10 protein-coding genes are annotated in these 12,665 nt (G+C 68.0%); 5 read left to right on the forward strand and 5 right to left on the reverse strand.

The genetic code is table 11. The annotated features are described in order from the left end of the window. Positions 1-92: 92 nt before the first annotated feature. From ytfQ to AZOLI_RS28835, 5 genes are all read right to left on the reverse strand, one after another. Positions 93-1,061 (reverse strand): galactofuranose ABC transporter, galactofuranose-binding protein YtfQ, encoded by a 969-nt coding sequence (gene ytfQ / locus AZOLI_RS28815; RefSeq protein WP_014250186.1) that lies wholly within the window; start codon positions 1,059-1,061, stop codon positions 93-95. 381 nt (positions 1,062-1,442) lie between these two features. Next, positions 1,443-2,597: a porin gene (locus tag AZOLI_RS28820; RefSeq protein WP_014250187.1), complete on the reverse strand. Its 1,155-nt coding sequence runs from the start codon at positions 2,595-2,597 to the stop codon at positions 1,443-1,445. Positions 2,598-2,810: 213 nt separating this feature from the next. Continuing rightward, positions 2,811-4,391, reverse strand: coding sequence for an aldehyde dehydrogenase (NADP(+)) (locus tag AZOLI_RS28825; RefSeq protein ID WP_014250188.1), 1,581 nt, complete (start codon positions 4,389-4,391; stop codon positions 2,811-2,813). A gap of 163 nt (positions 4,392-4,554) precedes the next feature. After that, positions 4,555-5,481, reverse strand: a complete 927-nt coding sequence (locus AZOLI_RS28830) for a dihydrodipicolinate synthase family protein (protein WP_044553653.1) — start codon at positions 5,479-5,481, stop codon at positions 4,555-4,557. Positions 5,482-5,516: 35 nt separating this feature from the next. Beyond that, complete coding sequence (locus AZOLI_RS28835) at positions 5,517-6,398, reverse strand: SMP-30/gluconolactonase/LRE family protein (RefSeq protein WP_014250190.1); 882 nt, start codon at positions 6,396-6,398, stop codon at positions 5,517-5,519. A 199-nt stretch (positions 6,399-6,597) separates the two neighbouring features. Between AZOLI_RS28835 and AZOLI_RS28840 the strand changes: the two genes are divergently transcribed. The 5 genes from AZOLI_RS28840 to AZOLI_RS28860 all read left to right on the forward strand — a co-directional run bounded on the left by AZOLI_RS28840 (position 6,598) and on the right by AZOLI_RS28860 (position 12,655). Beyond that, on the forward strand, positions 6,598-7,611 hold the full coding sequence (locus AZOLI_RS28840) for a LysR family transcriptional regulator (protein ID WP_014250191.1): 1,014 nt from the start codon (positions 6,598-6,600) through the stop codon (positions 7,609-7,611). Between the two features lie 118 nt (positions 7,612-7,729). After that, positions 7,730-8,833 carry a multiple monosaccharide ABC transporter substrate-binding protein gene (gene chvE / locus AZOLI_RS28845; RefSeq protein ID WP_014250192.1) on the forward strand — a complete coding sequence of 368 codons (1,104 nt, stop codon included), beginning with the start codon at positions 7,730-7,732 and terminating at the stop codon, positions 8,831-8,833. Positions 8,834-8,917: 84 nt separating this feature from the next. Further along, on the forward strand, positions 8,918-10,492 hold the full coding sequence (mmsA, locus tag AZOLI_RS28850; protein WP_014250193.1) for a multiple monosaccharide ABC transporter ATP-binding protein: 1,575 nt from the start codon (positions 8,918-8,920) through the stop codon (positions 10,490-10,492). Beyond that, positions 10,489-11,688, forward strand: a complete 1,200-nt coding sequence (gene mmsB / locus AZOLI_RS28855) for a multiple monosaccharide ABC transporter permease (protein WP_014250194.1) — start codon at positions 10,489-10,491, stop codon at positions 11,686-11,688. Before mmsA ends, mmsB begins: the two co-directional genes overlap by 4 nt. A 28-nt stretch (positions 11,689-11,716) precedes the next feature. Continuing rightward, positions 11,717-12,655, forward strand: coding sequence for a Gfo/Idh/MocA family protein (locus tag AZOLI_RS28860; RefSeq protein ID WP_014250195.1), 939 nt, complete (start codon positions 11,717-11,719; stop codon positions 12,653-12,655). The last annotated feature ends 10 nt before the right edge of the window (positions 12,656-12,665 follow it).

The raw sequence follows: 12,665 nt of genomic DNA on the forward strand, positions 1-12,665 counted from the left end.
ATGCGCGGCGAGGATTCTCGGTATTGTCACGCGGTGGGTCCCCCTCACCCCGACCCTCTCCCCGGTGGGGAGAGGGAGATTTCAACCCCCGATCAATAAGCGTCCTTGCGGCGCTCATACTCCGCCTTGGCGGTCTCGGGGGTGAACAGGGCCGATTCCGTCTGGATCCACTTCGGCGGCGCCTTGCCGTCCTTCTTGTAGGCGATCAGCGCGTCATAGGCCGGACCCGCCATGTTCGGCGTCAGCTCCACCGTGGCGTTCGCCTCGCCTTCCGCCATCGCCTTGAAGATGTCGGGCACGCCGTCGATGGACACCACCAGGATGTCCTTGCCCGGCTTCAGCCCGGCTTCCTTGATCGCCTGAATGGCGCCGACCGCCATGTCGTCGTTGTGGGCATAGACGGCGCAGATGCCCTTGCCGCCATTCTCGGCCTTGATGAAGCTCTCCATCACCTCCTTGCCCTTGGCGCGGGTGAAGTCGCCGGACTGGGTGCGGACGATCTTCATCCCCGGATTCTTGGCGACGATCTCGTCGAAGCCCTTCTTGCGGTTGATGGCGGGCGACGAGCCGACCGTGCCCTGCAACTCCACCACCGCGCATTTGCCGCCGGTCTGCTTGGCCAGCCATTCGCCGGCCACCCGGCCCTCATGCACGGTGTCGGAGGTGACGGCGGTCATGTAGAGGCTGGGGTCCTTGGTCTCGATCTGGCGGTCGAGCAGCACGACCGGGATCTTCGCCTCCTTGGCTTCCTTCAGCACCGAATCCCAGCCGGTCGCCACGACGGGAGCGATGAAGATCGCATCCACCCCCTGGGCGACGAAGGAGCGCACGGCCTTGATCTGGTTTTCCTGCTTCTGCTGGGCGTCGGAGATCTTCAGCTCGATGCCGCGCTTCTCGGCTTCCGCCTTGGCGGTCTTGGTCTCCGCCGCGCGCCAGCCCGATTCCGATCCGATCTGCGAGAAGCCGACCACCAGCTTCTTGTCGGCGGCCTGCACCGCACCGAGCCCGATGAAGAGCGCCGCGGCGGCGGTGGCGGCGGAGATCACCCATTTCCTGGACATCTGTTTCACTCCCTGAGGGTTTATTGCCGTGCTTTTCGGATGGGGGCAGGCGGCGGAACGGGGCGCTGAAAGATCGTGATCGCAGCCCGGTCGAATTTGTTCGCGATGCCTACTTTAAGTACCCAAAACCATAACTGTCCAATACGATTCTCGACCGATGCGATGCTGAAAAGGATATGTCCGGTCGAAAGAACGGCCGGGCAGCGGAAGGCCGCCCGGCCGCAAGGTGACCCCGGTTCGAGAGAGACCGGGGCCGACGCACCCGAGGGAGAGCGCGCCGGGACGCAGCCGCCGCAGTGGGATGGAGAAAAGCACCGCGGCGGTGCGAAGCCGGGAGAAAGGCCAGGACGTCGGTTGGCCCCCTGTTGGAAAGCCAGGCCTTTAGAAGGCGAGGTTCGTCTGGATCAGGAACATGTCGCCCTTGTCGCTGTTGGCGGCGACGTCGGAGCTGAGCTTGAAGTGGTTGTACTCCGGCCCGACGCTGAAGCCGGGCGCGACGACATAGCGGGCGCCGACGGTGATCAGCTCGAACTTGCTGCGGCCGCGCACCGTCAGGTCGCCGGCGTCCTTGGCGTTCAGGTAACCGACGCCCAGCGTCGTGGGGCCGAAGGTGTATTGCGCGCCGACGGTCCAGACGTCCTGCTTCTCGCGGCTGACGATGCCGGCGGTGCTGGACTTGGCATAGCCGCTGTCGCCCGACCAGGCATAGCTGCCGCCGACCTTCAGCCCGCCATAGGCCACCGTCAGGCCGGCATGGGTGGACGACAAATCGTCGAAGCGCGCCGCCGTCGTGCTGGATTCCTTGGCCTTGCCGCCCAGGTAGAACAGGCTGGCATTGACCGCGACGCCGCCGAAGCTGTTGGCATAGGTGCCGCCGACCTCGTAGACGTCACGGTAGGCGCCGGTGCGGTTGGCCGAGGCGAGCGCCACCTTGGACCGGTTGACGTCGGTGCCGCTGCTGTCCGACGACGGCTGGTAGGAGGCGCCGAGCTTGAAGCCGGCGATCTCCGGCGTCCAATAGGTGGCGCGGGTGGCGCTGTTGCCGGAGATCAGGGCGCGGATGTTGCCGATGGTGACCGGCGCATTGGTCGCGCTGTTGCCGAGCCAGGAGGGGAAGGAGCCGTCGACGCCGCCGGTGCCCCAGTCGGACGGGGCGATGATGCCGCTGTCGTCGGAGGGCCCGTTCTCCACACCCATGTGGACGGTGCCGAAGCCGCCCTGCACGAACAGGAAGGCGCGGTCATAGCCGGTGCTGCGGGCGTTGCCGGCGCCGTTCTCGGCCAGCAGGCGCAGGCGGGCGCCGTATTCCAGACCGTTGTCGGCCTTGGCCTTCGGCGTGACCAGCAGGCGCAGGCGGTTGCGGAACTCGGTCGAGCGCAGGCCGGCGTCGCGGTCCTGGTCGACATAGCCGGCCTCGAAATAGGCATCGCCGCCAAGGACCACGTCGAACTTCGACTGGGCGAAGGCCGGGGTGACCCCCAGGACGGAGACGAGCGAAAGGGTGGCTGCGCCAAGCAGCAGTGCGGATCTCACCATCAGCGTTTCCTCTTGTTCCGGTTTGTTTTTGCTTCGATAGCCAGTGTCGGGAGCGGTCTTTCGGCAATGCGCGGGCGCACGCCGTGCCCGACCGTCAGGCCCGGCGCGCGGCCGGACCCGACAGCGTGTCCTGCGTCAGCGCTCCCTCTGACGCAGCCGTTGCGGGTTGGTGGTGCCGGTCAGTCCCGACCGGTGGTCAGGCCTGTCCGCAGGTCAATTCCGTCCAAGTGTCCCGTCGATGCGCCGCCACAGCCCCAGCGGGTTGCCGTCGCGCACCGCCTCCGGCAGCAGCTCGGCGGGAATGTCCTGGTAGCAGACCGGGCGCAGGAAACGGCGAAGCGCCAGCGTGCCGACCGAGGTGCTGCGGGCGTCGGAGGTCGCCGGGAAGGGGCCGCCATGCACCATCGCGTGGCAGACCTCCACCCCCGTCGGCCAGCCGTTCGCCAGGATGCGGCCGGCCTTGCGCTCCAGCGTCGGGATCAGCGCCGCCACCGCCGCCTTGTCCTCCGCGTCCATCTGCACCGTCGCGGTCAGCTGCCCTTCCAGACGTTCGGCGACCGCCTTCATCGCCGCGACATCCGGACAGCGGATCAGCAGAGAGGCCGCGCCAAACACCTCCTCCTGCAATTCCGTGTCGGCCAGGAAGGCGTCCGCCGTCGTAGCGAAGAAGGCCGCCTGCGCCTGGTTCGGCCCGCTGCAGGCCATGCCGCGCGCCAGCGCCGTCACCGCGCCGCTGCCGGCCAGCTTGGCGACGCCGGCGTCATAGGCGGCGTGGATGCCGGGCGTCAGCATGGTGGACGCCGCACTGCAGCCGATGGCCTCCACCGCCGCCACGACGAAGCGGTCGAGATCCGGCCCCTCGACGCCCAGCAGGATGCCGGGGTTGGTGCAGAACTGTCCGGCGCCCATGGTCAGCGACGCCACGAACGACTTGCCCAGCGCCTCGGCCCGCGAGGCCAGCGCCGCCGACATCAGGAAGACCGGGTTGATGCTGCTCATCTCGGCATAGACCGGGATCGGCTCCGGCCGCCTGGACGCCACCTCCATCAGCGCCAGCCCGCCGCGGCGCGAGCCGGTGAAGCCGACCGCCTTGATGCGCGGATCGGCGACCAGCGCCGTGCCGATCTCGTTTCCGGTGCCGAACAGCAGGGAGAAGACCCCCTCGGGCAGGCCGCAGGACGCGACCGCCGCCCGGATGGCGCGGCCGACCAGCTCCGACGTGCCGGGATGGGCGCCATGGCCCTTCACCACCACCGGACATCCGGCGGCGAAGGCCGAGGCGGTGTCGCCGCCGGCGACCGAGAAGGCGAGCGGGAAGTTCGAGGCGCCGAACACCGCGACCGGCCCCAGCGGGATATGGCGCTGGCGGATGTCGGGGCGGGGCAGCGGCGTGCGCGCGGGCATGGCCGGGTCGATGCGCGCCTCGATCCAGCTTCCCTCGCGCACGACCTGGGCGAACAGGCGCAGCTGCCCGACGGTGCGGCCGCGCTCGCCCTCCAGCCGGGGGCGCGGCAGGCCGCTTTCGGCCATGGCGCGGGCGATCAGCTCGTCGCCGATGTCGAGGATGTTCTGGGCGACCGTTTCCAGGAAGGTCGCGCGCTGGTCCAGGCCGGTCTCGCGGAAGGCGTCGAATGCGGCCCAGGCCAGGGCGCAGGCGCGCTCGACCTCCGCCGCGCCGCCGCCGCCGAAGGCGGGCTCCAGAACCTCGCCGCTGGCGGGGTCGACGGCGCGGAACTCGCCCTCGCCGCCGCGGTGGGCGCTGGCGCCGATCAGCATCTCGCCGGTGATGGTCATGATGGGTCTCCATTGTGGGAGGGGGTAGGCTGGCGATCGCCCCCACCCCAACCCCTCCCCCGCTGGGCGGGGGAGGGGGTAAGTGCTTATTCGGGAGAGCGGCGGCAGTCCCCTCCCCCGTCCAGCGGGGGAGGGTTAGGGAGGGGGCATCCGCTGCAAGAACTCAGCGCCCCCAGCGCAGCACCAGCGGATCGACCCGCCGCGCCGCGTCCAGCAGCCCCTCGCGGCTGATCGGGTGCGGGTTGGCCACCGGGTGGCGCATCGCCTCCGACTTGATGACGCCGCCCTCCTTCATCAGGATCTTCGCAGTGGCGATGCCGCACTGGCGGTTCTCATGGTTGATCAGCGGCAGCCAGCGCCCATAGGCCGCCACCGCCGCCTCGCGGTCGCCGGCCAGGAACGGGTCGACGATCTGGCGGATGCCGTCGGGATAGCCGCCGCCGGTCATCGCCCCCGTCGCCCCGGCGTCAAGGTCGGCCAGCAGCGTGATCGCCTCCTCGCCGTCCCACGGGCCCTCGATGGCGTCGCCGCCCAGTTCGATCAGCGTGCGCAGCTTGGCGGCGGCCTGCGGCACCTCGATCTTGAAATAGGAAACGTTGGCGATCTCCCGCGCCATCCGTGCCAACAGGGCGGCGGAGAGCGGGGTTCCGCTGACCGGCGCGTCCTGGATCATGATCGGGATGTCGATGGCGTCCGATACCCGCTGGAAGAACTCGACGATGCCGGCCTCCGGCACGCGGATGGTGGCACCGTGATAGGGCGGCATCACCATCACCATTGCGGCCCCCATATCCTGGGCGCGGCGGCTGCGCTCGGCACAGGCGCGGGTGCTGAAATGGGTGGTGGTGACGATCACCGGCACCCGGCCGGCGACATGGGCCAGCATCGTCTCCATCAGCACCGCGCGCTCGTCGTCGGTCAGCACGAACTGCTCGGAGAAGTTGGCGAGGATGCACAGGCCGGTGGAGCCGGCGTCGATCATGAAATCGACGCAGCGCTTCTGGCCGTCGAGATCCAACTCCCCCGTTTCGGTGAAGATGGTGGGGACGACGGGGAAGACGCCGCGGTACGGGCGGGCGCTGGACGGCATGGCGGTGGAATCCTTCATCGAAATCGGATCGGCATTCAGCGCGACGGGGAACCGAACCGCCCGGGCGGTAGGCCGCGGACGCCGGGGTCGCACTCGAACAGCGCCCCGGCCAGCGGCTCCTCGGACCGGCCGTGCGCCGCGGTGGTGACGAACAGCCGGTCGAGGTCCGGACCGGCGAAGACGCAGGAGGTGACGCGGGAGACCGGCAGGGCGATGGCGCGGTCCAGACTGCCGTCCGGGCGGAAGCGGCTGACGCGCGCGCCATCCCAATGGGCGACCCACAGGCACCCCTCGGCATCGCAGGTCATGCCGTCGGGGTAGCCGTCGGCCTCGCCGAAGCGGATGTGGACGCGCTTGCCCGACAGGCTGCCGTCGGCGCCGACATCGAAGGCACGGATGGTCCGCGCCGCGCTGTCGGTGTGGTAGATCGTCCGCCCGTCCGGCGACAGCGCCGGCCCGTTGGCGACGGTGTAGCCCTCGTCCACCCTGGTAACGGCGCCGTCGGGATCGATGCGATAGAAGCTGCCGGCCGGCGCCTCCTCCGCATCGTCCATGCTGCCGACCCACAGCCGGCCCTGGGCATCGGCCTTGCCGTCGTTCAGCCGGTTGCCCGGCCGGTCCGGCTCGATCCGCGCCAGTTCCTCGGCGATCACCGCCTGCCCCGGCTCCAGCAGCAGGCGGACCACCCGTCGGGAGCGCAGCCCGGCTATGAGGCCGTTGCCGTCGGCGCTCTCCACCAGCCAGCAGGCGGCGGCGTCAAGCTCCCACCCCGCCCGCGCCCCGTCGGACAGACCGTGGCGCAGGATGCGGGAGCCGCGGATGTCGACGAAGTAGACGGCATCCTGCCGCGGGGACCAGAGCGGACCCTCCCCCAGCAGGGCCCGGGCCTGCCAGACGCAACGCGCTTCCTGCGCCATGCCGCTTCACTCCCCCTCGCACCCGGTGGCCGCCCATTTCAGGATTTGCGCCGGCAGCCATTCCAAAATTTGTTGACGACCCGAACGATAAGAGGCCTTTTGATAATCGTCCAATACGAAGATGGGCGCTTGCGATAGCAAATATCGTATCCCGGCATCCCATAACCCGGTGACGGCGCCCGACCGGAGGCAACCACCCGTGACCCCGCAACGCTTCCCCCCGAATTGGTTCCAGAAGGCCCGGCTGAAGCTGCGCCATCTCCAGCTGTTCGCGGCGCTCGACGAACACCGCAACCTGCACCGGGCCGCCGCCAGCCTGAACATGTCGCAGCCGGCGGCCTCCAAGCTGCTGGGCGACCTTGAGGAGACGCTGGGGATCGAGCTGTTCGACCGCCATGGCCGCGGGATCGAGCCGAACTGGTACGGCAGCCTCATGATACGCCACGCCCGGATGATCCTCAGCGAGTTGCAGGAAACCGGCGAGGAGTTGAACGCGCTGCTGGCCGGGCACAGCGGCCGGGTGTCGGTCGGCACGGTGATGGCTCCGGCGGTGGAACTGGTGGTGCCGGTCATCAGCAGCCTGACCCGCGAGCATCCCGGCCTGAAGATCGGCGTGGCGGTGGAGACCAGCGACGTGCTGGCCGAACGGGTGCATCAGGGGGTAATGGATTTCGCCATCGGCCGCCTGCCCGGCCATTTCGACCCCACCGCATTCGATTATCAGGAGATCAGCAGCGAGGAGCTGTGCTTCATCTGCCGCGCCGGCAATCCGCTGCTGCAGCTCGGCCGCCCGTTGGCCGCCGCCGACCTGTCGGACGCCACCTGGATCCTGCAGCCGGTCGGCACGCTGCTGCGCGACCGGGTGGAGGCGCTGTTCCGCGCCGAGGGCGCCCGGCTGCCGCACAAGGTGATCGAAAGCGCGTCGCCGGTGATCTCGATGGCGATGGTGGCGGAGACCGAGTCGATCACCGTCTTCGCCCGCGCGCTAGCCCAGGTGTTCACGCCCGGCGGCTGCTACACGATCATGCCCTTCCACAAGCGCTTCAGCGTGGAGCCCTACGGCATCTTCTGGCTGAAGGACCGGCCGCTGTCGCCGGGGGCCCGCACCGTCCTGTCGGCCGTGCGCGCGGCGTCGGAACGCAAGATGCGCCAGCTCGCAGGATCGACGGCCGATATAGAAATGCATATCGGTTTGCCGAATAATCATATTTGACAGTTATGGGAAAACGGAGGATTGCTAGGGACACAAACCATCGCGTCCCACGCCGTCCGCGACACCGAAAGCGGGGGCTGCGAAACGCGTGCCGTAGAAACGGGGAGGATTCCGGTCCATGTCGTCTCGTAAGCGTTCTTCCTTCGGTTCAAACCTCGCCGGCAAACTTGCCGGCCTCACCGTCGGCCTGCTGATCGCCGCCGGCTCCGCAGCCGCCCCGGCGATGGCCCAGGACAAGCCGACCATCGGCATCGCCATGCCGACCAAGTCGTCGGCGCGCTGGATCGACGACGGCAACAACATGGTCAAGTATTTCCAGGAAAAGGGATACAAGACCGACCTGCAATATGCCGAGGACGACATCCCCAACCAGCTCGCCCAGATCGAGAACATGGTCACCAAGAACGACAAGGTTCTGGTGATCGCCGCCATCGACGGGACGACGCTGACCGACGTGCTGCAGAAGGCGGCGGAGCGCGGCGTGAAGGTCATCGCCTACGACCGGCTGATCCGCGGGTCCGCCAATGTCGATTACTACGCCACCTTCGACAACTTCCAGGTCGGCGTGCTCCAGGCCGCCTACATCGAGAAGGCTCTCGGCCTGAAGGAGGGCAAGGGTCCCTTCAACATCGAGCTGTTCGGCGGCTCGCCCGACGACAACAACGCCTATTTCTTCTACAACGGCGCCATGTCGGTGCTGCAGCCCTACATCGACAGCGGCAAGCTGAAGGTGCAGAGCGGGCAGGTCGGCATGGACAAGGTGTCCACCCTGCGCTGGGACGGCGCGGTCGCCCAGGCCCGCATGGACAATCTGCTGAGCGCCTATTACAGCGGCAAGAAGCTGGACGCGGTGCTGTCACCCTATGACGGGCTCAGCATCGGCATCATCTCGTCGCTGAAGGGCGTCGGCTACGGCACTCCGGGGCAGCCGATGCCGGTGGTGACCGGCCAGGATGCCGAGGTCCAGTCGGTCAAGTCGATCCTGGCGGGCGAGCAGCGCTCCACCGTCTTCAAGGACACCCGCGAACTGGCGAAGGTCACGGTGGGCATGGTCGACGACCTGCTGGCCGGCCGCACCCCGCAGGTCAACGACACCAAGACCTACGACAACGGCAAGAAGATCGTCCCCTCCTATCTGCTGAAGCCGGTCAGCGTCGACTCCACGAACTGGAAACAGGTCCTGGTCGACGGCGGCTACTACAAGGAATCGCAGATCAAGTGAGTGAGCGGCGCTGGAGCGGATGCCGTCCGGCACTCCGCTCCAGCGCACCGCCGGACCATGCAGGCGGGCGATCGGGGGTCATCCATGGACAGCATTCTTGAGATGCGCGGCATCACCAAGACGTTTCCGGGCGTCAAGGCGCTCGACAACGTCAACCTCTCGGTCCGCGAGGGGGAGATCCACGCGCTGATCGGCGAGAACGGCGCCGGCAAATCGACGCTGATGAAGGTGCTGAGCGGCGTCTATCCGCACGGCACCTATGACGGCGAGATCCGGTTCCGCGGCCAGCCCGCCGCCTTCCGCGGCATCGCCGACAGCGAGAAGCTGGGCATCATCATCATCCACCAGGAACTGGCGCTGGTCCCGCTGCTGTCGATCACCGAGAACCTGTTCCTCGGCAACGAGCAGGCGAAACGGGGCCGGATCGACTGGGTGGCCGCCACCGCCCGCGCCCGCGACCTGCTGCGCATGGTCGGGCTGACGGATTCGCCGGAAACCCTGATCACCGACATCGGCGTCGGCAAGCAGCAGCTGGTGGAGATCGCCAAGGCGCTGTCGAAGCAGGTCAAGCTGCTGATCCTGGACGAGCCGACCGCCAGCCTGAACGAAAGCGACAGCGACGCGCTGCTGGAGCTGCTGCTGCGCTTCAAGGACCAGGGCATCTCCTCCATCCTGATCTCGCACAAGCTGAACGAGATCGCCAAGGTCGCCGACCGCGTCACCATCCTGCGCGACGGCACCACGGTGGAGACGCTGGACTGCCATGACGGCCCGATCAGCCAGGACCGCATCATCAAGGGCATGGTCGGCCGCGACCTTGCCGACCGCTATCCCCGCCGCACCAGCAAGCCCGGCAACATCCTGCTGGAGGTGAAGGGCTGGAGCGCCGATCACCCGATCCATGCCGGACGCCGCGTGGTGAAGGACATCGACCTGCATGTCCGCCGGGGCGAGGTGGTGGGCATCGCCGGCCTGATGGGCGCCGGCCGCACCGAATTCGCCATGAGCCTGTTCGGCCGCAGCTATGGCCGCAACATCCGCGGCCGGGCCTTCCTCGGCGGGCGGGAGGTCGATCTGTCCACCATAGCCAAGGCGATGGACGCCGGCCTCGCCTATGCCACCGAGGACCGCAAGCATTACGGCCTCGTGCTGGACAACGACATCCGCCACAACGTGACGCTGGCCAACCTGGACGGCGTCGCCAAGCGCGGCGTCATCCACCACGAGCGCGAGATCGAGGTCGCCAACGACTTCCGCCGCCGCCTGCGCATCCGCTGTTCCGACGTGTTCCAGCAGACGGTCAATCTGTCCGGCGGCAACCAGCAGAAGGTCGTGCTCAGCAAATGGCTGTTCGCCGACCCGCAGGTGCTGATCCTGGACGAGCCGACCCGCGGCATCGATGTCGGCGCCAAATATGAAATCTACACCATCGTCAACCAGCTGGTGGCCGAAGGCCGCGGCGTCATCCTGATCTCCTCGGAGTTGCCGGAGCTGCTGGGCGTCGCCGACCGCATCTATGTGATGAACGAGGGCGCACTGGTCGCCGAGATGCCGGCGGCCGAGGCCAGCCAGGAAAAGATCATGCACGCCATCATGTCGTCGACCGCGAAGCCTCCGGCGGTCACGCAGACCATGGTTGCCCGGGAGTCCCTGCAATGAGCGCCGAATTGAATCTGCCCGCCGCCGCGCCGCGCCAGGCCTCCATGGCCAAGTTCCTGAAGAGCCACATGCGCGATTACGGCATGCTGATCTCGCTGCTGGCGATCGTGGCCTTCTTCCAATACATGACCAACGGCACGCTGCTGCAGCCGTTGAACCTGACCAACCTCGTCCTGCAGAACAGCTACATCGTCATCATGGCGCTGGGCATGCTGCTGGTGATCGTCGCCGGGCACATCGATCTGTCGGTGGGCTCCATCGTCGGCTTCATCGGCGCGCTCGCGGCCATCCTGATGGTGCAGTTCCACCTGCATTTCATCCCGACCGCCATCCTCTGCCTGCTGGCCGGTGCCGCCATCGGCGCGGCACAGGGGTATTGGGTCGCCTATTTCCGCATCCCGTCCTTCATCGTGACGCTGGCGGGCATGCTGGTCTTCCGCGGCCTCAGCCTCGCGCTGTTGGCCGGCCAGTCGGTCGGTCCCTTCCCGGTGGAGTTCCAGCGCCTCAGCTCCGGCTTCATCCCGGATGTCTTCGGCACGGCCGGCTTCCACACCACCACGTTTCTGCTCTGCCTGGTGACGCCGGCGATCATCATCGGCCTCAGCGTCGCCGCCCGCATCCGCCGCCACCGCTTCGCCATCGAACAGGAGCCGCTACCGCTGTTCCTGCTGAAGAGCGCCGGGCTGTTCGCGGTGGTCGCCTATATCGGCATGCTGCTGGCCTCCTACAAAGGGCTGCCGAACGTCCTGATCATCATGGCGCTGCTGATCGGCATCTATGCCTTCGTCACCCGCGACACCACCATCGGCCGGCGCATCTACGCGCTGGGCGGCAACGAGAAGGCCGCCAAGCTTTCGGGCATCGACACCCGCCGCCTGTCCTTCTACACCTTCGTCAACATGGGCGTGCTGGCCGCGCTGGCCGGCCTGATCTTCGCCGCCCGGCTCAACACCGCGACGCCGAAGGCCGGCGTGTCGTTCGAGCTGGACGTGATCGCCGCCTGCTTCATCGGCGGCGCCTCGGCGTCGGGCGGTGTCGGCCGGGTGACCGGTGCGGTGATCGGTGCCTTCATCATGGGCGTGATGAACAACGGCATGTCGATCCTCGGGATCGGCATCGACTGGCAGCAGGTAATCAAGGGTCTGGTGCTGCTCGCCGCCGTCTGCTTCGACGTCTACAACAAGGGCAAGGCCTGAGGCCTTCCGCCCCGACCGGACAATCGCCATGACGCTCCCCACCCTCGGCCTCGTCGGTCTGGGAAAGATCGCCCGCGACCAGCATATCCCGGCCATTGCCGCCACCGGCCTGTTCCAGCTGGCCGCCGTGGTCAGCCCGGACGGCGCCTCAACCGACGGCGTGCCGACCTTCCGCTCCCAGGCGGAGATGCTGGCGGCCCTGCCCGGCCTGGATGCCGTGGCGCTCTGCACCCCGCCCGCCGTCCGCCACGGCCTGACGGTGGAGGCGCTCCGCGCCGGCAAGCATGTGCTGATCGAGAAGCCGCCCGCCGCCACCCTGTCGGAGCTCCACGATCTGGTGGCGGAGGCGGAGACCGCCCGCCGCACCCTGTTCACCGCCTGGCATTCGCAGTTCAACCCGGCGGTCGAGGAAACGAAGCGCCGGCTGGCGGAGGCGGATATCCGCAGCGTCGCAATCACCTGGAAGGAGGATGTCCGGCGCTGGCATCCGGGCCAGGACTGGATCTTCGCGGCCGGTGGTTTCGGCGTCTTCGATCCCGGCATCAACGCCCTGTCGATCCTGACCGACATCCTGCCGGCCCCGGTCTTCGTCCGCGCCGCCGAGCTGCATGCCCCGGCCAACCGCGACACGCCCATCGCCGCGACGCTGGAGATGTCGGCCGCCCCCGGATCCCGCATCGGCCGCGTCACCGCCGATTTCGACTTCCTCCAGCAGGGCGAGCAGACCTGGTCCATCGTGATCGAGACCGAAGACGGCCGCCTCGACCTCACCCATGGCGGCACCCGCCTGACGGTGGACGGCGTGCCGGTGCTGGCAGAGCCCGATACCGAGTACCAGCGCATCTATCGCCATTTCCACCGGTTGATAGGCGATGGGGCGAGCGACGTCGACGCCCGCCCGCTGTCCCTGGTCGCCGACGCCTGCATGGTCGGGCGCTGGCACCGCACCGACGCCTTCGACTGGTAACGCCACAGCA

This window comes from Azospirillum lipoferum 4B, assembly GCF_000283655.1.
Lineage (GTDB): Bacteria > Pseudomonadota > Alphaproteobacteria > Azospirillales > Azospirillaceae > Azospirillum > Azospirillum lipoferum_C.